Annotated in this window: 19 protein-coding genes; 6 read left to right on the top strand and 13 right to left on the bottom strand. The window is 56.2% G+C overall.

Translation table 11 applies throughout. From position 1 onward, the window contains the following. The first annotated feature begins 59 nt into the window (after positions 1-59). Positions 60-1,040: a tRNA-dihydrouridine synthase gene (locus tag QPL96_RS10625; RefSeq protein ID WP_303287356.1), complete on the top strand. Its 981-nt coding sequence runs from the start codon at positions 60-62 to the stop codon at positions 1,038-1,040. Positions 1,041-1,063: 23 nt separating this feature from the next. On the opposite strand, the gene QPL96_RS10620 is transcribed toward QPL96_RS10625, so the two are convergent. Continuing rightward, a complete protein-coding gene (locus QPL96_RS10620) occupies positions 1,064-2,077 on the bottom strand; it encodes a class I fructose-bisphosphate aldolase (RefSeq protein ID WP_303287355.1) in 1,014 nt (337 codons plus the stop codon). 162 nt (positions 2,078-2,239) lie between these two features. On the opposite strand from QPL96_RS10620, the gene QPL96_RS10615 reads away from it, so the two are divergent. Then, on the top strand, positions 2,240-4,315 hold the full coding sequence (locus tag QPL96_RS10615) for a dehydrogenase (protein ID WP_303287354.1): 2,076 nt from the start codon (positions 2,240-2,242) through the stop codon (positions 4,313-4,315). Positions 4,316-4,328: 13 nt separating this feature from the next. Here the strand turns inward: QPL96_RS10615 and QPL96_RS10610 are convergent, their stop codons facing one another. Further along, positions 4,329-5,054 carry an anti-sigma factor gene (locus QPL96_RS10610; protein ID WP_303287353.1) on the bottom strand — a complete coding sequence of 242 codons (726 nt, stop codon included), beginning with the start codon at positions 5,052-5,054 and terminating at the stop codon, positions 4,329-4,331. After that, positions 5,051-5,542 carry an RNA polymerase sigma factor gene (locus tag QPL96_RS10605; protein WP_303287352.1) on the bottom strand — a complete coding sequence of 164 codons (492 nt, stop codon included), beginning with the start codon at positions 5,540-5,542 and terminating at the stop codon, positions 5,051-5,053. Before QPL96_RS10605 ends, QPL96_RS10610 begins: the two co-directional genes overlap by 4 nt. 128 nt (positions 5,543-5,670) lie before the next feature. On the opposite strand from QPL96_RS10605, the gene QPL96_RS10600 reads away from it, so the two are divergent. Next, positions 5,671-7,008, top strand: coding sequence for a S8 family serine peptidase (locus QPL96_RS10600; protein ID WP_303287351.1), 1,338 nt, complete (start codon positions 5,671-5,673; stop codon positions 7,006-7,008). 10 nt (positions 7,009-7,018) lie between these two features. On the opposite strand, the gene QPL96_RS10595 is transcribed toward QPL96_RS10600, so the two are convergent. The 4 genes from QPL96_RS10595 to QPL96_RS10580 all read right to left on the bottom strand — a co-directional run bounded on the left by QPL96_RS10595 (position 7,019) and on the right by QPL96_RS10580 (position 12,034). Further along, on the bottom strand, positions 7,019-7,990 hold the full coding sequence (locus tag QPL96_RS10595) for a surface lipoprotein assembly modifier (RefSeq protein ID WP_303287350.1): 972 nt from the start codon (positions 7,988-7,990) through the stop codon (positions 7,019-7,021). A gap of 75 nt (positions 7,991-8,065) precedes the next feature. Next, entirely contained in the window at positions 8,066-8,539 is a 474-nt protein-coding gene (locus QPL96_RS10590; protein ID WP_303287349.1) for a hypothetical protein, read from the bottom strand. A gap of 88 nt (positions 8,540-8,627) precedes the next feature. Further along, the gene (locus QPL96_RS10585; protein ID WP_303287348.1) at positions 8,628-10,817 is read right to left on the bottom strand and encodes an OsmC domain/YcaO domain-containing protein; all 2,190 of its coding nucleotides are present in this window, start codon (positions 10,815-10,817) and stop codon (positions 8,628-8,630) included. Between the two features lie 197 nt (positions 10,818-11,014). After that, positions 11,015-12,034: a sodium:calcium antiporter gene (locus QPL96_RS10580; protein ID WP_303287347.1), complete on the bottom strand. Its 1,020-nt coding sequence runs from the start codon at positions 12,032-12,034 to the stop codon at positions 11,015-11,017. A gap of 401 nt (positions 12,035-12,435) precedes the next feature. Here QPL96_RS10580 and QPL96_RS10575 point away from each other — a divergent pair, with 401 nt between their 5' ends. Then, a complete protein-coding gene (locus tag QPL96_RS10575; RefSeq protein ID WP_303287346.1) occupies positions 12,436-13,545 on the top strand; it encodes a histone deacetylase in 1,110 nt (369 codons plus the stop codon). A 184-nt stretch (positions 13,546-13,729) separates the two neighbouring features. Beyond that, positions 13,730-15,325: a phosphoethanolamine transferase gene (locus QPL96_RS10570; protein WP_303287345.1), complete on the top strand. Its 1,596-nt coding sequence runs from the start codon at positions 13,730-13,732 to the stop codon at positions 15,323-15,325. A gap of 14 nt (positions 15,326-15,339) precedes the next feature. Here the strand turns inward: QPL96_RS10570 and QPL96_RS10565 are convergent, their stop codons facing one another. The 3 genes from QPL96_RS10565 to QPL96_RS10555 all read right to left on the bottom strand — a co-directional run bounded on the left by QPL96_RS10565 (position 15,340) and on the right by QPL96_RS10555 (position 18,042). Beyond that, positions 15,340-16,494 (bottom strand): hypothetical protein, encoded by a 1,155-nt coding sequence (locus tag QPL96_RS10565; RefSeq protein WP_303287344.1) that lies wholly within the window; start codon positions 16,492-16,494, stop codon positions 15,340-15,342. A gap of 101 nt (positions 16,495-16,595) precedes the next feature. Continuing rightward, on the bottom strand, positions 16,596-17,252 hold the full coding sequence (locus QPL96_RS10560) for a class I SAM-dependent methyltransferase (protein ID WP_303287343.1): 657 nt from the start codon (positions 17,250-17,252) through the stop codon (positions 16,596-16,598). Positions 17,253-17,379: 127 nt separating this feature from the next. After that, complete coding sequence (locus QPL96_RS10555) at positions 17,380-18,042, bottom strand: class I SAM-dependent methyltransferase (protein ID WP_303287342.1); 663 nt, start codon at positions 18,040-18,042, stop codon at positions 17,380-17,382. A gap of 381 nt (positions 18,043-18,423) precedes the next feature. Here QPL96_RS10555 and QPL96_RS10550 point away from each other — a divergent pair, with 381 nt between their 5' ends. After that, the gene (locus QPL96_RS10550) at positions 18,424-19,380 is read left to right on the top strand and encodes a 1-phosphofructokinase family hexose kinase (protein WP_303287341.1); all 957 of its coding nucleotides are present in this window, start codon (positions 18,424-18,426) and stop codon (positions 19,378-19,380) included. 56 nt (positions 19,381-19,436) lie between these two features. On the opposite strand, the gene QPL96_RS10545 is transcribed toward QPL96_RS10550, so the two are convergent. The 3 genes from QPL96_RS10545 to QPL96_RS10535 all read right to left on the bottom strand — a co-directional run bounded on the left by QPL96_RS10545 (position 19,437) and on the right by QPL96_RS10535 (position 20,826). After that, a complete protein-coding gene (locus QPL96_RS10545) occupies positions 19,437-19,775 on the bottom strand; it encodes a nuclear transport factor 2 family protein (protein WP_303287340.1) in 339 nt (112 codons plus the stop codon). 231 nt (positions 19,776-20,006) lie between these two features. Further along, positions 20,007-20,504, bottom strand: a complete 498-nt coding sequence (locus QPL96_RS10540; RefSeq protein ID WP_303287339.1) for a hypothetical protein — start codon at positions 20,502-20,504, stop codon at positions 20,007-20,009. A gap of 1 nt (position 20,505) precedes the next feature. Beyond that, positions 20,506-20,826 (bottom strand): hypothetical protein, encoded by a 321-nt coding sequence (locus QPL96_RS10535; RefSeq protein ID WP_303287338.1) that lies wholly within the window; start codon positions 20,824-20,826, stop codon positions 20,506-20,508. Between the last annotated feature and the right edge of the window lie 222 nt (positions 20,827-21,048).

The following is a 21,048-nucleotide window of genomic DNA, read 5'->3' as shown; positions in this document are numbered from 1 at the left end:
CCCCGCCTGATTTTCGATCAGCCTCAACCTGAACAGACCTTCTTGCCGCTGGAGCACCCATGCGAATCATTCTCGCCCCGATGGAAGGGCTGGTCGACGCACCTATCCGTGAAACACTGACCAAGGTCGGTGGGATTGACCTGTGCGTGACGGAATTCGTTCGCGTGACCCATGGCATGCTGCCGCCGAGAGTGTTCTACAAATACGCACCGGAACTTCATAACCAGTCGCTCACCGAAGTGGGCACGCCCGTGGCCGTTCAGTTGCTGGGTTCAGACCCACAGCAGATGGCCCGCCATGGCGTGCGTGCTGTGGAACTTGGCGCGACCCGGGTGGATATCAATTTTGGCTGCCCCGCCAAAACCGTGAACAAGCACAAGGGAGGGTGCGTGTTGATGCGTGAGCCGGAGCTGATGCACGAGATTGTGGCTGCGGTGCGCCAGGCAGTGCCCAGGCAGGTGCCGGTAACGGCCAAGATGCGCCTGGGCTATGACGACCGATCCATGGGCGTCGCCTGTGCCCAGGCCCTGGAAGCGGCCGGAGCGGAAGAGATTGTGATTCATGCCCGCAGCAAGGTGGATGGCTACAAACCGCCTGCCTACTGGGAGGAGATCGCCCGGGCACGGGAAGCAGTGAACACCCATATTATTGCCAACGGCGAGATCTGGACCGTCGCGGACTACTGGCGATGCCGTGAGGTGTCCGGCTGCGACGATGTAATGATCGGCCGTGGCCTGATTGCGCGGCCAGACCTGGCCCGGCAGATCAAGGCCAGCCAGCAGGGCGAAACGACAGCGGACATGACCTGGCCGGAAGCTGTCGCTCTGGTTCGCGAATACGCCACGGTTCTGCAAGGCTGGCTGGAAGACCGCTATGTGACCGGTCGCATCAAGCAATGGCTCAATTTCCTGTGCCAGGGCTTTGCCGAGGCGGAAGTCCTCTGGCCCGAAGCACGCAAGATTCGCCAGGTGGCTCCAATGCTGGCCTGCCTTGAGCAGCGGGTTCAGCGGGTTGCGGTTGCAGATTCCCGCGCAGCCTGATTCAGCCCCAAGCCTGAAGCAAGTCAGTCTTCCATCTCTGGCCGGTACTTGCCTGAGCGGGCGGCCCCGTTCAGGCGGGCACGCTTGATCAGTGCGGCCTGAGCGTCCGGGCCGTTATCCAGGTGGCCGGCCCAGGCCTTCTGCGCAGGCTCCTGCAAGGCCCGGCCGTAGGAGAAACTCAGTTCCCAGGGTTGAGCGCCCATGCTGTTCATGGCATTCAGGTTGATGGTGGCTTCTTCCGGGGTCTGGCCTCCTGAGAGGAAGCAGATGCCCGGCACCGCTGCCGGCACCGCCCGACGAAAAACGCCAAGGGTTGCCGTTGCCACTTCTTCCGGGGAGGCCTTCGGGCTTTCCTTGCCGGGTGTCACCATGCTGGGCTTCAGGATCATGTGTTCGAGTTCCACTTTATGCCGGTAAAGGGCGTGGAATACTTCGCGAATCACTGCTTCACTCACTTCCGCACAGCGCTCGATGGTGTGGTTGCCATCAATCAGTACCTCCGGTTCCACAATAGGCACAATGCCCAGGGACTGGCAGATAGCAGCATAGCGGGCGAGAACCTCGGCATTGGCCTCTATGGCCTGCCGCGAGGGCAGGGTGTCCGAGATGTGGAACACATCGCGCCACTTGGCAAACCGGGCACCCTGATGCTTGTAGATTTCCAGGCGGTCTTCAAGGCCATCCAACCCAACTGTGATCTCGTCACCCGGAGCATTAATCAGCGGCTGCTTGCCCTTGTCCACCTTGATGCCCGGCACAATGCCCTTGCTGGCAAGCAGTTTCGGCATGGGCACGTTGTCCAGGCTGTTCTGGCCCAGGGTTTCTTCAAACAGAATCACACCGCTGATAAATTCCCCAAGACCCGGGGCTGAGAAAATCAGGCTGCGGTATTCCCGGCGTTTCTCTTCACTGGATTCAACACCCACGGCTGTGAAACGTTTAGCGATGGTGGGGTGGCTCTCATCCGCAGCGAGAATTCCCTTGCCCGGTTGCACCAGTTCCCGGACGGTGGCGTTCAGTTCTTCCTGAGTGGTCATAGTAAACTCCTGATTGATCCGTAACAGTCTGAGTGGTCGTTCGGCCCGCCCCCTAATTGTAGACGCTCAATAGCGGTCTGGAATTTGATCTGGGCTAAGGCAAAAACCGAGGTACTGCATTAAGCTGTGTTTAATAACAACAGGAAAAGGGAAGGCCTGAGTATGAAAACCGTTGTCAGTGTCAGCCAGGGATCATCCGAATACGATTACGATCTGGAAACTGAGTTTCTGGGCCAGCCTTTCCGGATTATCCGCATCGGCACAGACGGTGATCTGTCCCGGGCGGAAGCGGTACTGGAATCGGTGCACTCCCAGGCAGACGCCATCGGCCTGAGCATGATTCACGACCACTACGAGGTGGGCCGGGAGCAGCTTGAACACCCGGACACCGCCCGGCTTGAGGCCTGCGTTCCGGATAAGCCGGTCACAACCGGCGCAGGCCTGCGGGGTATTCTCCAGGAGTGGGCGGTGCGCCACACCCAGTCCGGGCTGGGGCATTTCTTTGATAACGCCCGGGTGTTATTCATGAACGGGCAGGCGGGCTATCGCATTGCCAGGGCGTTATCCGAACACACTGAAAACCTGTTTTTTGCCGACCCCTACACCGATTTCGGCGTGCCTAGGTTGCTTACGTCCCTGAAACAGCTGGAAACCTACACCTCGCTGACCGCGTCGATTATGTTCCGGCCTGCGGCGGTGAAAACCGTTGAGACCATTCTGCGCACACCGCTGTACCGTCTCGGAGAGGGTCTTGTTAAAGGTTCGCTGCATCATGCGGTGTCCGAAGCCCACGTGATTGTGGCGGCTATCGGAGACCTGGAGCATTTCAGCCAGAAAGAGCTGGATGGCAAAACCGTAATCACGTCTCGCGTTACTGAGTCCTCCCTCGACTGGATGCGTTCCAGGCGAGTGGCCATGGTGGTGGACTACAGCCCCTGGCTGGAAGGCCGGCCGGTTGGCGTCAACGTGATGGAAGCGATGATCAGTGCGGCGCTCTCCCGGACGCCAGGGCAACTGGGGCCGGATGACTATCTGGATGTGATCCAGAGTCTTGGTATCGAGCCCAGAATCCTGTACCCCAACGGATACCGCCGGGTGAACCGCTTCGCTTTTGTGATCCACCCGCTTTCGCAGCAGTACCTCACCAAGACGCCACCCCTGGACTGGATTGCCAATGTGTCGCCTCCGCTGGTGATGAATCTGGTTGAGAAGGCCGTGGCCTATACACCGCCGTTTATCTACTCAAAGGTTTCCGGCATCAGGTCACCCACGGGCGATGAAGCGGAGGGCTGGCTGATTACCGTCGGTGGCACACCCCGGGAGATCATGGCCCACGAGCCAGAATTCACCTACGCAAGGCTGCTGCAGGCGGCAAAACTGGCGAAAAAGCTTGGCGCCCAGATCATGGGCCTGGGCGCGTTTACCAAGGTCGTGGGTGATGCCGGTATTACGGTGGCCAAGCGGGCACCGCTGCCAATCACCACCGGCAACAGCTACAGTGCCTCCGGTGCCCTTTGGGCCGCTCATGATGCCATGAAGAAAATAGGGCGGGTCAGTATCGGCCCCAGCGGCAAAGCGGCCGGAAAAGCCATGGTGGTGGGTGCCACGGGTGCCATTGGGTCTGTCTGCGCCAGATTGTTGGCCAAGGCAGTAGACGAGGTTTACCTCGCGGCGCCGGAGCCAGCAAAACTGCTCGCTCTCAAGGAAAGCATTGAGCAGGAAACGCCGGGAGCGATTGTGCATGTCGCCGGCTCCGCGGAGCGCGATCTGGCAGACATGGACATGATCGTGACCGCCACCTCCGGCGCTGGTAAACGTATCCTGGACATCATGAAAGTGAAACCCGGGTGTGTGATTACCGACGTAGCCCGGCCCCTGGATATTCCTGCGGAAGATGTGGCCAAACGGCCGGATGTGCTGGTCATTGAATCCGGTGAGATCCAGCTACCAGGCGAGGTGCGCATGAAAGACATTGGCCTGCCCAAAGGAATCGCCTATGCCTGCCTGGCGGAAACCATCGTGCTGGCCCTGGAGGCGCGGTTCGAGAATTTCACCCTCGGCCGCAATATCGAGTGGGAAAAGGTACGCGAGATCTACAAGCTGGGCCTGAAACATGGTATGAAGCTGGCCGCCATCTCCGGGGTGAACGGGGTCTTCACCGAAGAGGATTTCGAACGGGTTCGAGTCCTGGCGGCCAGCAACGAGCCTCAGGCAGAAGGATCAAGCACGCCGGTGTAACGCGCGCTGATGATCATCGTTTCCATTGCTGCTCAAGCAATGCGCTTTCTGCCTCAGGCCCCATCGGTGGGCCCGCCATTATCTGATCCAGTTGGTCGTCAAGCGGGTTTCCTCCGCTGGCCGTCTGATAACCGCCAGGCGCGGCTGATCGCCCGGCACTCACTCGAGCCACCTGTTCCCAGGCTCCTGCCCGCGTGCGACAGGCAATCTGCTCGGAGGCAGTTCCTCCGGCCTCAAGGCGGAACTGACGGCACCATTCTCCGGTTTGGCTGCGAAATGTTAAACGGGGCGCCAGCATGGCATCGTCAGTGACGGAATACACCTGGCCACTGGGCTGGCTCTCCAGTATCTCAGCCACCGCGGGCCACGCAGGATTGCTGTCAGATGGTGGTGTCAGCCATTGTGCTATCGCAAATCCCGCAACCACGGCTGCGGCGATCACTTTGCCGGAGTGCTCGCGCAGTCTCCGCCACCATGGAAATGCGATTACATTATCATCACTCGCCCGCGATGTGGTCCTCGGGTCTTCTTCTGCCAGCATCCTGCTCACGGCTGCCGGCAAGGGGCGGTCATCAATTGAGCTGTAGTGACCTCGAAGTTCCGAATCAACGGCTGCCAGCTCTGCCAACCGGTCAGCCAGCGAGGGGTCGATGGCGAGTTGTTCCCTGACGGCAGCCATGTCGGTTGGGCTGAGCTCGCTGTCAAGGAAAGCTGAAAGGGTTTCGTCTGTAATCTTCATGAATCAGTCCTCAAGGTTGCAGGAGCCAGAGTTTCGCTCAGTGCGGCCCTAGCGCGGGCCAGCCGGCTCATGACAGTGCCTTTGGGCACCTCGAGTATTTCCGCCACCATCTTGTAGGGCATACCCTGGATAGCAACAAGCGAAATGATCTGGCGCTGGTCTTCAGGTAACCGCGACATGGCGGACTCCACCCGGTTCCACTCGATTTCTTTGGTTGTCTGGTGCTCGCCATTGGTCACCAGGCCATCGCTCAGCTCCGGCTGCTCGGCGGCCTCACGCCGAACCTTTCGGGCCCGGCACTCGTCGATCCAGACATTGCGGCATATCCGGAAGGCCCACTTGGTGAGATCAACATCACCCGGCATATCGCGCGTCAGAAGTCGTTCAACGGTATTCTGGAGCAGGTCGTCGGCATCTGCCATTGAGCCGGTCAGCGAGTAGGCAAACCTTCGAAGACCTGGTAGTAGTTCGGTGATTTCCTGTTGCATAGTGCTCTTTGTGAGTCGGAGTTATCGGGTAGACGATCTGGCAAACGGTTTATTCCATGCTGGATGGAATTTTTTTCAGATCGGGCCGTTAGAGTAAGTGAAACCTTCCGGAATTTGGATTGTATATAATGAAGCCAGTTTTCAAACCGACGGTTTTGTCAGTTGTGGTTTTCTTCTGCGCGCCGATACCGGGGGTGGCGCTGACCGGAGGCGGGGTGTTGGACAACCCGGCCGGCAGCATCACCCGACAGGTGGAGAGAAATGCAGAGCGCCTGGTTGAGCGGGCAGCAAACCGGCGAATCGATAACCGTTTAAAGAAACAGACTCACTCCCTCAAGGGCAGCCTCAAGACGTTGCCCGAGGTACTGCCTGTCTATACGGCAACGGGGCACAAGGCGTTCAATGATATCGCGCTCGAGGATGGATTCAGGGCGGTAGAGCGGCAATGGCTGGTGACAGGCACAGCGGAGGAGATTGAAGGCCTGGATCATCCCGGGATTACGGTTCTGGAACGGACGACGTTATCAGGGCTCGGCATGATCGTCGCGCGATTCCGGGTGCGTGCTGACATGGACTCGCTCAAGACCCTGCGCAGGCTTCTGCCGGAACTGGCGGACCGCCTGGACCGCAACCACGTATACAGCCCCCAGGTGGGCGAATTGCAGTCCTCGGGAGAGGCTGAGGTACCGCCGCATGACAGCCTATGTGATGGGGCTGTCAGGGTAGGAATGATTGACACCTCTGTAGCTACCGAACATTCCGCTTTTCGTGATGCCCGGATCGTTGAGCAACCTTTTTTGTCGACTGAGGATGGGAGGGGCGACCTTGCCCCCGCGACGGAACATGGTACAGCTGTTGCGGGCCAAATGGTTGGTCGTGTGGGCGAAACGGGGAAGGCCCGATTACCAGCCGCAACCCTGTTTAACGCCTCGGTTTTTTTCAGGCGAACGAAAGACCTCTCCGGTGCCACGCTGCAGCATCTGTTGGAGGGATTGGACTGGTTGGCGACCCAGAATCTGCCAGTGATCAATATCAGCCTTACCGGTCCGGATAACCTGCTGCTGGCAAGAGCCGTCAGAAAACTGCGGGAACAGGGCACGTTGCTGGTTGCTGCGGTAGGCAATGAGGGGCCTGCCGCGCCACCACTTTATCCGGCTGCCTATCCCGAGGTCGTTGGTGTTACCGCAGCGTCCCGAACGGGCGATTTGTACCGGTGGGCAAACCGGGGAGAACAGGTGATGTTTGCGGCACACGGCGTCGCGGTTGGTGTTCCCCATCCGGACGGTAGTGTGATAACGGATAGCGGAACCTCGCTGGCGGCTCCCGTGGTTACGGCTGCCCTGGCCTGTGGCGTTAGTGGTGGTGATTCAGAGGCGGCGGCTCTGGAGGCGCTGATTGACCAGGCTCAGGATCTGGGTGAGCCTGGTCGTGACCGACTGTTTGGCTTCGGTTTCCTGCCGTATTGAGCAGCCGTGGTCAGAAACCCGCCCTGAACGTCAGGCCGGCAATGGTCTGCGTGTAATCGGTCGAATCCTCGTCTGATCGGTAGATGCCGTGCGATACCGAGGGCTCAAGGCTGAAGGTCTCATTCAGGCCAATTCGCCAACTGGCTTCAAATACATGGACCCGCTCCGCCCGACGGCTGGTTGACGCATCCACGAAATCGCCAGTGAACGGGTTGTCCAGAAAGGGATTGGAGGCAGAGACCGCAGGCTGGTCATACTCCCGGGTTTCATACCTCCAGCCTAGGCGAAACCGGTTCTCCTCGCCGCCCAGCGAGAACCGGTTGAGCAAAACCGCCCTGACACGCCAGAGATCGTTGTCGAAAGCGTCCGCCTGGGCATCTTCCTGATCGTAGTCCAGGCCGATCAGGAAATGACTCCGGGCGTTGTTGAAAAAGAAAAACGAATCCAGGCTCGCCCCTCGGATGTCTGCGTCGCGGGCGTTGCTCTGCTCATACTCTTTTTGCTTTTCCTGCAGGCTGGCCAGCAGGTACACGTCGTCACCGATGAGACTGCCAAGGTAGGCGCTGGCTCTGCGGAAATCGAGGAAGGGTTCTGAGCCGAGGGTAGATTGCGAGTAGTGATAACTGGTTCCAGTGGTCACCGGGTCGAAATCGTAACTGAGGTCTGCAGAGAGCAGGTGAATGTCCTGGTCGAACTGGTCAAGATTCTGATAGCGACTGCCGGACAGGGAATAACCGAGGGTAAGATTCAGTCGCTCCACTGGCTTCAGCACGCCTTCGAGGCCCGCATCAAAAACCCAGGCTTGGTCACTTTTGTTCGAGGCGGCATTCAGGTCATCGACCGAGACATTGCTGTCTTGCTCGAAACCGGTTGAGAGGTGGCCGTTCAGAGCCGCCTGATCGACGGCCCCGGCAGAAGATGCAAGGGGTACCATGAGGCTGAAAACCGAGACGACATAGGGGGCGGGTCGCGTGAGCTGCATGGCTGCGTGTTCCTCCTGAGCTGGAAAAAAGGAGCCGGACCAGAAAGGCCCGGCTGTCCGGATTTTGCAGACTTCTTAAAGCAGCCCACCGCTGGCGGAACCTTTCATAGTGCTCCGCACGGAATTCCGGACCTCGCTTTTAACGCTGTCGGAGACAGACGTGCCGATCTGCTGATTGGTTTCAGCGCGGATCCCGGCGTTTCGGGCTTTGTTGATCCGGTCTTTCGCCTGATCGGCTCTTTCATTGGCCTCGCCTCTGGCGGCGGTTGCCGTTGCCGAAGCTGTGCTCCGTACCTGCTGACCGGCCTCAACACCGGCGCTGATGGCCTGGCTGGCACTCTGGCGTACTTCGTCCCGGGCGGCTTTGCCATCCGCATTGCCCTGGGCACTGGCTGATGCGCCACCCCGGGCGGAAACGCCGTTCTGTGTGCTGGCGTCGGCACTCATGTTGGTGTCCGCTTTTGCGTTGGCGCTGGCAGCGCCTTCAGCTGCAAAGGCGCCGGTGGACAGAAGTGAGCAGATTGCGAGTGTCAGTAGGTGTTTTTTCATGGTTACGTCCTCCTGTTTTCCCGTTTCGGGTTGCTTTCATCAGGAGGACGTACCAGGTAAGGATTTATTCCAGAAAAAAATCCGGAAATTATCGCAGACCGGCTTTTACAGCACGAGCGGTATGCAGTTTCTTATAGCTTTCGATCAGCCGCTGATGCTTCTCCAGGCCCTCCAGCTGCATATTGGTCGGCTCCAGGCCATGGAAACGTACGGTGCCATCCACCGAGCCGACAACGGCCTCCATGGTTTTCTCACCGAACATGCGTGTGAAGTTAGTGAGGTAGTCGCCCAGCTCCATGTCGTCGTCGAGGGTGACTTCCAGTACCGCATACATGGTGCGGTAGAACAGGCCACGCTCGACGGTGTTGTCGTTGAACTGCAGGAACATGTCGACAAACTCCAGCGCTTCTTCGTGCCACTGCAGGGCAAGACAGGTCAGGATTTTCAGCTCCAGGATGGTGAGCTGGCCCCACACGGTGTTCTCATCGAACTCCACGCCAATCAGGGTGATGATCGTCATGTAGTTGTCGAGCTGGCTGGCTTCCAGGCGTTCCACCAGATCGGCCAGCTGCTCATTATTCAGAAGGTGCAGGTTGAGGATGTCCTCCCGGTAGTCCAGGGCCATATTGGTGTTATCCATGATCAGGTCCTCGACCGGATACACCTCGGAATACCCAGGTACCAGAATCCGGCAGACCGGTGCGCCCAGTTCCTCATAAATTGCGACATACACTTCCTTGCCCAACTCCCGAAGGATACCGAACAGGCATGCGGCTTCCTCCGCATTGGTACCAGAGAAGTCCCACTCGACGAAATCGTAATCGGCTTTCGCACTGAAGAAACGCCAGGACACCACGCCGGTAGAGTCAATGAAGTGCTCCACGAAGTTGTTCGGTTCGGTGACCGCGAGGCTGTTGAACGTGGGTGCTGGCACATCGTTCAGGCCCTCGAAGCTGCGGCCCTGCAGGAGCTCGGTCAGGCTTCGTTCAAGCGCCACTTCGAGACTTGGGTGAGCGCCGAACGAGGCAAACACGCCGCCGGTTCTCGGGTTCATGAGGGTGACGCACATGACCGGGAACCGGCCGCCCAGGGAGGCGTCTTTCACCAGTATCGGGAAGCCCTGAGCTTCAAGGGCCTCAATGCCTTCGAGGATGTCGGGGTATTTCTCGAGCACCTCCCGGGGCACGTCCGGCAGGGCAATTTCCTCTTCGATAACCTGCTTTTTTACCGCCCGTTCGAAAATTTCCGAGAGGCACTGTACTTCCGCCTCATTCAGCGTGTTACCGGCACTCATGCCGTTGCTGAGGAACAGGTTCTCGATCAGGTTGGACGGGAAATACACCACTTCGCCATCAGACTGGCGCACGAAGGGCAGGGATACGATTCCGCGCTCGGTTTTGCCGGAGTTGGTGTCGATCAGGTTAGAGCCCCGCAGCTCGCCGTCCGGGTTGTAGATAGCCAGGCAGTGGTCATCCAGAATGCCTTCGGGCAACTCGTCATCCGGGCCGGGCCTGAACCATTTTTCATTCGGGTAGTGGACGAACTCGCTGCTGGCGATCTCTTCCCCGAAGAACTGGTCGTTGTAGAAGAAGTTGCAGCTCAGGCGTTCGATAAACTCGCCCAGTGCCGAGCACAGGGCACTCTCCTTGGTGGCGCCCTTGCCGTTGGTGAAGCACATGGGCGAGGCGGCATCGCGGATATGCAGGGACCATACGTGCGGCACGATGTTGCGCCAGGAGGCAATCTCGATCTTCATGCCCAGATCTTCCAGGATGCCGGTCATGTTGGCGATGGTCTGCTCCAGAGGCAGGTCCTTGCCTTCGATAAAGGTCTGGGTGCCGCCTTCCGGTTGCGTCATGAGCAACGCCTGGGCATTCGCAGCCAGGTTCTCGACGGTTTCGATCTCAAAGGTCGGGTTGGTCTGTACCACTTTTTTCACGGTACAGCGGTCGATGGAACGCAAAATGCCCTGGCGGTCTTTCTCGGAGATGTCTTCCGGCAGTTCCACGGAAATCCTGAAGATCTGGTTGTAGCGGTTCTCCGGGTCCACGATGTTGTTCTGGGACAGGCGGATGTTCTCGGTGGGTATGTCCCGCGCCAGGCAGTAAACCCGAACAAAATAGGCCGCACACAGCGCCGAGGAAGCCAGGAAGTAATCAAACGGGCTGGGCGCCGAGCCGTCGCCCTTGTAGCGGATGGGCTGGTCGGTCACGACCGTGAAATCGTCAAACCTGGCTTCAAGTCTTAGGTTCTCGAGAAAGTTGACGTTGATTTCCATTACAAGAATACCTGGATCGGAGAATTTGGTGCGCCATGGCTTTTAATGGCGGCCATTATCCAGTTTTTGCAGGCGTTCGTCTTGGTCGGTCTTCTACGGATGGTTCAATGCCTGCTCAACAGCCCTCGTTGATCAGTCGGTAGGATTTCCAGTTCATGCTGCTGGGAAAACCGGTGGTTTCCACGGCGGGCTTGGTATTATCCGCTCACCATCACGATGACTAACGTCACGGCATAAACCGCGAGTATCAATGCACTCTCAAACCCGATCCGGCCAATGCCGTAACGTTGTCGCCGCACCATTCCCATCAGCAGCGTGGCCGTCATCAGAATGCTTACAAGGCCCCAGGTCATCTGTAACGGCGTGATGTCGTGATAGATGGAACCGCCCGGGTAGCCAACATCCGCTGAGGCTATCACCAGCATGTTAAAGCAATTGGTGCCGAAGATGTTGCTCACCGCGAGGGTGAGAGCGCCCCTGCGAATGGCTGCAATGGTAGTGACCAGTTCGGGTGAGGATGTGGCAAGTGCTGTAAACAGGCCGCCGATCAGGGTATCGGATAGGCCCGTTTCGTCACTGATGACTTTGGCACCCTCCATCAACACCCAGCCGGCGATGCCTGTCACCGCAGCCAGTCCGATGAAGCTGAGCCAGGCCTGGGCAAGACCGCCGTGAAGATAGTGCCCGGGCTTGTGTGGGACTGTCTGGCGGGTAAGGCGGGGAAACCACATGGGTTTACTGTCTGTGCTGCGAACCAGGTGCAGCCCGAACAGATAGGCTGCGGCAATCACAGGTGTGATCGGGTGCACCCCCCACAGGGAAACCGACGGACTGGTGATTGCCAGCAGCGGCAGCGTCAGCAGTGCGATCAGCAAGGCGGCCAGCATCAGGTTGGTGGGGGATGCGGCCGCGTGTTCCAGGTTAGCCTTGCGGTAAATTACATCCGCAATACCCAGGAAAACCAGGTTCGCCGCCATGCTGCCCATAATGTTGCTCATGGCAAGGTCCGGCCTGGAATCCATCGCTGCGCTGAGAGTGGCCGCAAAGTCGGGAAGTGAAGTTACGCCCGCCAGCAGAAAGATCCCGAAAAGTGCCTCACCCAGGCCCGTTCGGTCAGCCAGTTCATCAGCCACCCGTGCCAGCCGACTGCCCGCGGAGACAATAACCAACGCACCGATGATAAAAGCAATAATGCTGATTGTCAGAGATGAGAACACGCGGGGCCTCGTAATATCCCGAGGAACGAATGTTTCCCGGGGATCTGGTCGGAAGTGATGTTTCTATCGTAGCCGCTCTTCAATAACTCGTGTCAAGATAGTGTAACTTCTGGCAACTAATAGAGATTTGGTGAAACTCTCCGTTCGGCCCATGGTAGGTCAGTCATTGGACGATGCCCAGTTGATCCAACTGGTTGCGCAGGCATTAAAAGGCAACGTCAGTCTTCGAGCCCCTGCAACCCTGACGCGGATTCTATGCCACGTGCAGTTTCCAGGAAGCGGACTTTTGTCCCGGCTATGTAGAGCGACTAGACTACTGACAGCGTCTTGATTTGGTCCCCGCCTGGAAAAGGCGAAGCCGGCCCTGGCGCAGTGGCAATAACAAAGAAAGGGAAAGTCTCATGATCGGTGATCGCAGTGTACATGTGTTTTATGATGAGGTAATGCTGGGACATAACCCTGAGGTGGATCTGCCGTTCATGCCCAGCCGGGTGGAAAAACGCGTCAGGTCCATTCTCAAGGGGCTGGATTTCAAATGGAGTTATCCGGAACATCCGGGCCGACTGACTGCAATCAAGGCGTACCTTGATGAGCATCCCATAAAGGGTGTCCAGTTCAGGACCGGAGCCGCCCCTGCAATGTACAACCAACTGGCGCGAGTACACACCGCCTCTTACCTGGACCACATGTTTTCACTGGCGGGCAAGCGTGCCTGGCTCGACAAGGATACAACAGCCGTTTCACCGGAAAGCATTAACGCGGCCACCGCAGCGGCCGGCAATGCCATTGCTGCTGTAGAGAGTGTCTTGAAGGGTGAATGCAATAGCGCATTCGCCCTGATACGCCCTCCCGGGCATCACGCTGAGCCAGTGCGGGCCCGGGGTTTCTGTCTGCTCAACAATGTTGCCGTAGCGGCCGCCCATGCCCAGGCCAAGCTGGGCTGTGAACGTATCCTGATCATTGATTGGGACGCCCACCATGGTAACGGTACCCAGGATATATTCTGGGCAGAGCCGGATGTGCTGTTCTTTGACACCCATTGCGCGGCCCCCTTTTATCCGGGATCGGGCTACATCGAAGAGGTCGGTGATGGCCTCGGAGAAGGTTACACTATCAATGTTCCACTGCCGGAAACGGCGGGTGACGTCGCCTTCGAGAAAGTCTTTCGCGACATTCTGGTGCCCGCTGCCGATTACTTTAAACCGGATCTTGTGCTGGTCTCGGCCGGGTTCGACCCACACCGTAACGATATGGCGCTGAACCTGACCTACGACGGCTTCAGGGTGATCACCCGAGTCGTTCAGGAGATCGCCGAAAAGCACTGTGAAGGACGACTGGCGCTGGTTCTGGAAGGCGGTTACAGCCTGACGTCGCTCTCTAAAGGGGTGCATGCGGTGCTTGAGACGCTGGCAGGCGGCGACGTACCGAAAGTCTGGGAAATGGGCGTCAGGGAGGCAGAAATTGCGGCGGAATTCCACCGCTCCGCTTTCAGCGATGAGGAAGAAGAGTAGATCTGCCCCGGTTCTTAGGGCCATTCCTCCGAGACCGAAGTTAAGTTTCAATTAAGGTTTGTCTGCCAAACTGCCGGCGCTTGGTGTGGGGCCTGCCGGTTTTTCGCAGTCCCGCCCTGATGGTCGCAGACAACCTGTTTTTATCTGAGGTAGCATGAAGCGTTTCTGGCAGAATCCGACTGTTATGAATAAATCGACACTGATTGTTCTGGTGTCCATATTCCTGATGGCGTTCGATAACCGTGCGTTCTTTTCGAACATAACCGAGGTCTACCCGCTGAACCTGGATAATGCCGCGTTTCTGATCTCTGTGGCGGTGGTCTTCGGTGCCGCTCTGATTATGATACTTGCTCTGGCGTGTTATCGTTATACCACAAAGCCGGTATTGATCACGATCCTGATGCTGTCCTCCTTTGCCGCCTATTTCATGGACAGCTACAACACGGTGATCGATACCGACATGCTGCGTAACGTGGTGCAGACCAATGTGTCTGAGGCGTCGGATCTGATGTCAGGCACCCTGGCGATGTACGTGATTTTGCTGGGTATTCTGCCGTCATTGTTTGTGTACCGCGCCCAACTCACAACCGGATCGGTTCGGCGGGATATTCTGTCAACCGTCAAACTGGCGTCAATCTCTCTGGGTGTTGGCGTGCTGACCATCGTGATCTTCAGTAATTTCTATGCCTCTTTTATCCGGGAGCATAAAATACTGAGGTATTACGCCAATCCGTCTTTTTACCTTGTCTCGATCTTCAAGTTTGCCGGTAGCGCCATTGAAAGCAGCAGCCTGCCGTTCACAATGATCGCCCAGGATGCCAAGGCCGCACCGCCGGAGCGCCCGCGTGAGCTGATTATTATGGTGGTTGGCGAAACCGCGAGAGCGGACCGGTTTTCACTGAATGGCTATGAGCGTGAGACCAACCCCGAGCTGGCGAAGGACGATGTTATCAGCTTTTCGGACTTCTGGTCCTGCGGAACGTCGACGGCTGTGTCTGTACCCTGCATGTTTTCCGTGTATGGCCAGTCGGACTACGATCAGAAAAAAGCCGAATCTACCGAAAACGTACTGGATATTCTGGCTCGCACCGGCGTTAACGTGCTGTGGCTCGACAATAATTCCGACTCCAAGGGCGTGGCTGATCGGATAACGTACCTTGACTTCAAAACACCAGAGAACAATCCGGAGTGTAATGATGAAGAGTGCCGGGACACTGGAATGCTGACGGACCTGCAGGAGTACATTGATGCCCACCCGAAAGGGGATATCCTGATCGTATTGCACCAGATGGGCAATCATGGGCCAGCTTATTACAAGCGTTACCCAAAGGCGTTCGAAAAGTATACGCCGGTCTGCCAAACCAACCAGCTGGAGGACTGCAGCAAGGAAACCATCAACAATGCCTACGACAACGCGATTCTGTATACCGACTTTTTCCTGTCAAAAGTGATTGATGTGCTCAGGCGTAACACGGCCGAGTTTGAAACCGGGTTGTTCTACCTGAGTGACCACGGTGAATCATTGGGTGAATTTGACATGTACCTGCACGGCCTGCCGCTGTTTATTGCGCCCGAGGCCCAGCGTCATGTTCCGGTGGTTATGTGGTTCTCGGACAATTTTTCCGGCGTGAACGACAAAGCCCTGCGAGCCGGCAAGGACCGGACCATGAACCAGGATTGGGTATTCCACACGCTGCTGGGGCTGTTTGATGTGCGTACCGATGTTTACAAGCCGAACCTCGATATCCTCAATATCTCCGGGCCTGTAAAGCAGGGTTAGTAGCAGGGCGTGGTTTATTTATTTCTGCCAACATGCAGCAGCGCAGTCATGGGCCGAACCAGAAGCCGCATTACCCAACTGCCGATGTACAACGCCGGCAGGAGTATTAAGAACCATCCCAGAAACTGCACCAGCTTAACGGGATAGCTCAGCACTTCAGCCACCTCGGCGAAAAAGTCATTAATGATACTGGGATGAGAGACCACAAGGTACCCAACGCCTATTACCGCTGACCACTTCGCGTATCGGGTGCTGTTCCGCAACATCCGGCCGCTGTTGGCCACTCGGGTGGCAAGGGCTGCTGAGCGGGTGCTTCTGGCGGCACCTTTGGTGGAAGCCGCCATAGTGCGTCCCACGCGCAGTACCTTCAATGCGCTGGCGAACACGAGCACATCCACCGACGCCCAGCCAATATCCGCTGCGGATACGTCGTCACCCTTGCGGTGCTGGATCTCAAGGTTGCGGATTCCGCTGGCAAAAAACTGGTTTATGTTTTCCAGTACCCGTTCAGTCCTTACCCAGGTGATCTCTCCCTGCGCACTGACAACAAACTGGCCCAGGAAATCGTGGCCTTCCTCCTGGATGAATCGGACGGCGTACCAGCCACGCTCCGCCGGACTCAGGTTGTCGGTTTCAGCGGTGCCTTGTTCTTCGGCAGGCTGTGATTTGTCGCTGCCCGTGAAGTAGTCCCTGGCCCTCTGGTACTTGTTGGCCAGGGTGTTCATCAGCTCGATAGAGCCGATAGGTCTGCCCAGGAAATAGTGGATAGGAGGGAGGATGTTTTCGCCATAGAGTTGAAGGATTTCACGGAATTCATCCTCTGGGCCATACAGGGGAAAGATCTCCCGGGTCATTTCCGGGTACCGGAGGTACGCGGCGCGGGCCTTGAGCAGGAGCAATTCGTCGTCCGCCATGTCCAATAAAGCCGCCTGTACTTCCAGCGGTTCGTTTTCGATCCGGGGGAACTCGCGGAGGGTATCCTCCGCCTGAATTCTGATCAGCCTTTCCTCGATGGCCATGGGGCTGGAGCTGATGGCCGAGATGAGCGCGATCAGCAATGCCACACCGAGAATCAGCAAGAGTTTCTTCACAGTGCTACCACTTGAGGGTTCTGTCGAAGCCATAGACGAGAGCGCATGGCATAGTGCTTCCTCCTTCGCGATGGACATTATCAACATTGCTTCGCCGCGGGTTCCCTGGCGGGGCAGCATTCCCGTGAATCGGATTCGTAACCCAGGGCGCCAGTGTGTCGGGAACCCGACCCCGGTATTCAACCGACTTGTCTGGATGCGTCTTTCGTAGCTTTGACCGTCATCATTCCCCACAGCCAATTGATTTTGTAGCGATCAATAGTCTTGACTGTGTACCCGGCCTCTTGCAGTAGCTGAACACACTCCCGCTCGTGATAGGTCTTGACGTAGGTGCGACTGAACAGACGCAGGTACAGATTGCAAACCCGGCAAGCCCAGTAGTCGTCGCACCAGTCCGTGATGATCAACTGACCGCCCGGACGTAACACCCGCTTCATTTCGAGTAACGCGGCGACAGGCTTACGAATATAGTGAAACATGTTGCATGAAACGATGACATCGAACTGTTGCTCCGCAAATGGCAGGTGCTCAGCCCACCCCTCACGAAGCTCGATGGATGGCAAAAGCCTGCGGCGTGCAATTGCCAGCATCTCCGGTACGGGGTCAACGCCGGACAGCTGCGCGGCCGGATGTGTTGTCGACAAATGGTGAAGCAAAGCGCCAGTGCCACAGCCAACATCGAGCAAACGGTCTGTCGGCAGCAAGCGTAGCCGTTTCATGGTCTCCCGTGTCGTGGCCTCGATATAGAATGACCACCTCGTGTCGTATTCCACCGCGAGCCGGGCGTATTCCTTCACGATGGGTGCTTGCTTTTCGTGCTGTCTGTTTGCGCCCATGGCTTACCTCGTGTTACTGCCTTGCGCCCCAAAAAAAAACAGCAAACCCATATGTTAACAGTGACTTGCTGGCGAGAGGTTATGTGCTCGACTTACACTGACACACCGAGTCAGGCTGAGCGTTGTGTTAACAGGGTTTGACCGCGCTGTAGAGCGCCATTGTTCCGTAAATGGTGCTGAAGGTTTGTCGCTGCGTCACGTCAACAAACCCGGCTTGCTCGAAGAGTGTGACGAGTTTTCCCGACACGTTATCCTGGGTGTTTTTAAAACCATCGAGAAGCTGAACGAACACAAACAACCCTCGCATCAAAATGTTGCTGGCATGTCCCCAATCGGCGACGTGCAGCTCTGCTCCCGGCTTGAGAACCCGGAACAGCTCCTGCGCTGTGCGTTGTTTGTTTTCCCACGACAGGTGGTGAAAAAATAAGCTTGAAACAACCCGATCAAAGTGCGCCGCCGGATATGGCAGGTTGTAGGACAGTGCGCGTTCAAACTGCACCGAGACCTTTGCTTTTTGGGCCTTGCGGGTCGCAAGAGACAAGATGGCCGGATCGCCGTCAACTCCAGTAACGTGGACTTGTGGCTGGTGTTGTTTTATCCAGATTGCGAGGGTGCCTGTTCCAGACGCCAGATCAAGCACTTGCTGCCCCGGCTCGAAGCCTGCTTGCTTGATAAGGGCGTGTTTGAAACTACGCTCCCGCGTTGTGGTTCCGACGACAGCGTCGTAGTAGGGCGTAAGCCAGTGGTAGCCCAGTGCTGGCACGTATTTCGGTTCAGTCGGGTTTTGCATCACGGCTCCTTATTTTTTTTACCTGGCTGACGCCTGCATCCTGCGCCCCCAGAAGGGAGCCGAAAGCGCAATGTAAAGGGCGTCGCCGTGCCTGCACTGGCTACTAACCCGAAACAGCGTAAGCGAATGTCAATCTAGTAATATAGATCAGATCAGGATGCCTGAAAATGATTTCAATAATGCGGGCGACCTGTGACTTGCCCCACTTGATTTAAAAAGAGTTGTAAATCAGTTTCACTTACCAGACCTCGGTGCATCATGGTTGGTTGCTGCAGTGTATTGCATCATAGTCGGGGAGGGTGGCGGCAAAAATTCAGGGAAAAATAAACCTGTCCCGGTTTTTCCCTTGGAAACGCGTTTGAAATCACCCGGGAGCACTCGATGGACAATGCTTTTACAAAACTGCCCGTAGCTGTTCTGAGCCTGAATCCGGCGGTGGATATCACCTATGAAATCCCCCAGCTGATTGCGGACCAGAAGGTCCATGCCCTGAAATCCCGCTATGATCCCGGGGGTAACGGGATCAATGTCGGTCGCGGCCTCAAACGACTTGGCGTCCCGGCCTGCACCTTTTGCATCGTCGCCGGCGAAATCGGCCGCTTCCTGTGCCATCAGTTGGATGCGCAACTGGGCCAGGTCAGTTACCTGGAGGTGGATGGCGAAACCCGGATCAATGGCACTATTCTTGAAAGCGTCACGGGGGCCCAGTTTGAGGTCAGTGGTGTCGGTCCCGCGGTGTCAACTACACAATGGCAACTCCTGCTCAACCGGTTCGTGACTCATTGTGGCGATGGGCTGGGGATAATCACCGGCTCGTTACAGCGGAGTTTACCGACAGACTTATACGCGGAAGCGGTCCGGCGGGTGAGGGCGGCTGGAGGGCGTGCGTTAATCGACTCCCATGATGAGCTGCTCCGAAATGCCATCGACGCCCAACCTTTCTTGATCAAGCCTAACCGTTTCGAACTGGAAGCTTTGGTCGGGCGGTCTTTGATGGATGAGCAGGACATCGTTCGGGAAGCCCGGCGTTTGCAGGAACGGGGCGTGACCTGGGTGTGTATTTCCCTGGGCAGCGAAGGTGCCTTGCTGGTGACATCGTCCAGTGTCCTGAAGGGCGAAGCGCCCCCGGTTCCTGTGGCCTCTACGGTCGGGGCCGGTGATTCGATGGTGGCCGGTATGGCGGCGTTATTGGCTCAGGGCGCATCGGCCGAGGACGCGTTACGGGAAGGAATTGCCTGCAGTGCAGCGACAGTGATGCAGCCGGGGACCGAGTTATTCGACAAAAATACAGTCGATCAGCTGCGTGAGAAGGTTAGGGTAAGGTCGCTTTCGCTGTGAGGGGGTATGGGCGGAACGTTGAGCAGTGGGAAAACAGATCTGTTCCGGTTTTTCTGTCACCTTGGCCGATATAGCTCCGAGGTGTCAGCAAATATCCGATAATCGCAGACCAGATATTCTCTGAATTTCAGAATGTTCGCAAAGGGTATGGTGAGGGTGGAGCCATCCTTACGGGTATAGGTGACGGTACCCTGGCAGATGGAGCCGTCCTCCACCTCCCAGGATTCCGAAAGGCTGTGAGACAAGGCTTCAATGGAGGCGAAGAATCCGGCAACAAAATCACGGATCGCCTCCTTGCCACAAATGGCAGGCTGATTGCCGAACAAGAAGGTGCAATCTTCAGTTAGAAAACCGGCGAAGGCGGTGGCATCCTGGTTATCAATGGCCTGGAACAATTGGGTGCGCCACGGCCTCCGGTTTTTGCAATCACCCGCTGAACAGCGCGAATGCGAAGGGCTTCGAGGGCTTTATGATCCAGTTTACGACCATCAGTCTGGCGCATGAGTGACAATATCCGATAAGCTTTGGGAGAACATATCACATTATAAATAATGTTCGCTTATTTTTGAGCGTATTAGTATCCTTGTTTGTTATGCTATAAAAAATAGATACTAGTGTGATCCTTGCTATATACCTTTAACTACCTTCTTAATGGATTCACTTTCCAGAAAATCAGAGTCTACCTTCACAAGTTTGCCGTTATCTCCAATTATGAAAATGTACGACTTTTTTTTATTGCCAGAGTACACGATAGAGTATTCGCCTGAAAACCATCTCTCAACATCCCGACCTGCAACAAAGGACTCTTGCATTAGCTTGACATTGTCTTGGTCACATTCAGGTTTATCGGTATCGAAGAAAACAGTTTTAAAGAAAGTACTGGATGGACATCCATAATTAATGGTTTTGTCATTTGTCATATCTGAAAAAGCTAAGAACCTCTTACCCAGCTCATCCCCGTATCTAAATATTAAAATATTTTGGTTATCTCCTGCATCGCCTACCACAGAGAAATTCCCGGGGATTTCAAACCTGAGATCAGAATAAACTAGCTCAACATCTGTCTTTGCAAATACGCTAATAGAAAAAAATGACAGAAGAATAAAAAATCCGGTTTTTAACATTTTAAATTCCTTTTAACGCCATAGTTATTTCAGATTTATAGCTTGCGCTAATTTTGACTTTGCAAACATGGTAAACCGATGTATTTCCGGAAATTATATTCTTACCAATGCTTACAATCTGTTTAACTATATATGAGATTCTCGGCTTGCCACCACTGGGCCCTGGAACGAGATCCATTGATGCAGAACACGACTGAGCTTCAGAGATTGCTGTGTAAACTACCTCAGCAGATCTCTCATTTACCGACTGAGGCGATGCTGTGCCGTTCCCCCAAAAATAGTTGATGACTGCAGATATGTATTCCCTATCGTAGTAATCCATGCCCAAATCTCCCTTTGGCCTGTTTTATAAATGATGTCCTCGTGGACCGCTCAGAAACTACCAAAAAATGACGGCTCCCGCCAGAGCATAACGCGAAGCTTAGCGGCGACCTTGGAGTGGCGACGAAGGAGCCACGTAAAGGGCGTCCGGCGGCCGCAGGCCGCGTACTGATGCGAATTGTTAGATGCCGGTTACCCGGCACTTTATTGTGGCACCCAAACC

The sequence above is a fragment of the Marinobacter sp. SS8-8 genome (assembly GCF_030540945.1).
Taxonomy (GTDB): domain Bacteria; phylum Pseudomonadota; class Gammaproteobacteria; order Pseudomonadales; family Oleiphilaceae; genus Marinobacter.
Note: the sequence above shows the minus strand (reverse complement) of the source record. Positions and strands in the feature narration are given on the sequence as shown.

Bases quoted from the DNA above. Each gene is read 5' to 3' on its own strand.
- QPL96_RS10620 (WP_303287355.1), bottom strand. From the start codon at position 2,077: ATGACCACTCAGGAAGAACTGAACGCCACCGTCCGGGAACTGGTGCAA.
- QPL96_RS10555 (WP_303287342.1), bottom strand. From the start codon at position 18,042: ATGCAAAACCCGACTGAACCGAAATACGTGCCAGCACTGGGCTACCAC.
- QPL96_RS10550 (WP_303287341.1), top strand. From the start codon at position 18,424: ATGGACAATGCTTTTACAAAACTGCCCGTAGCTGTTCTGAGCCTGAAT.
- QPL96_RS10540 (WP_303287339.1), bottom strand. From the start codon at position 20,504: ATGTTAAAAACCGGATTTTTTATTCTTCTGTCATTTTTTTCTATTAGC.
- QPL96_RS10570 (WP_303287345.1), top strand. From the start codon at position 13,730: ATGAATAAATCGACACTGATTGTTCTGGTGTCCATATTCCTGATGGCG.
- QPL96_RS10615 (WP_303287354.1), top strand. From the start codon at position 2,240: ATGAAAACCGTTGTCAGTGTCAGCCAGGGATCATCCGAATACGATTAC.
- QPL96_RS10590 (WP_303287349.1), bottom strand. From the start codon at position 8,539: ATGAAAAAACACCTACTGACACTCGCAATCTGCTCACTTCTGTCCACC.
- QPL96_RS10585 (WP_303287348.1), bottom strand. From the start codon at position 10,817: ATGGAAATCAACGTCAACTTTCTCGAGAACCTAAGACTTGAAGCCAGG.
- QPL96_RS10600 (WP_303287351.1), top strand. From the start codon at position 5,671: ATGAAGCCAGTTTTCAAACCGACGGTTTTGTCAGTTGTGGTTTTCTTC.
- QPL96_RS10595 (WP_303287350.1), bottom strand. From the start codon at position 7,990: ATGCAGCTCACGCGACCCGCCCCCTATGTCGTCTCGGTTTTCAGCCTC.
- QPL96_RS10535 (WP_303287338.1), bottom strand. From the start codon at position 20,826: ATGGATTACTACGATAGGGAATACATATCTGCAGTCATCAACTATTTT.
- QPL96_RS10610 (WP_303287353.1), bottom strand. From the start codon at position 5,054: ATGAAGATTACAGACGAAACCCTTTCAGCTTTCCTTGACAGCGAGCTC.
- QPL96_RS10575 (WP_303287346.1), top strand. From the start codon at position 12,436: ATGATCGGTGATCGCAGTGTACATGTGTTTTATGATGAGGTAATGCTG.
- QPL96_RS10560 (WP_303287343.1), bottom strand. From the start codon at position 17,252: ATGGGCGCAAACAGACAGCACGAAAAGCAAGCACCCATCGTGAAGGAA.
- QPL96_RS10625 (WP_303287356.1), top strand. From the start codon at position 60: ATGCGAATCATTCTCGCCCCGATGGAAGGGCTGGTCGACGCACCTATC.
- QPL96_RS10565 (WP_303287344.1), bottom strand. From the start codon at position 16,494: ATGTCCATCGCGAAGGAGGAAGCACTATGCCATGCGCTCTCGTCTATG.
- QPL96_RS10605 (WP_303287352.1), bottom strand. From the start codon at position 5,542: ATGCAACAGGAAATCACCGAACTACTACCAGGTCTTCGAAGGTTTGCC.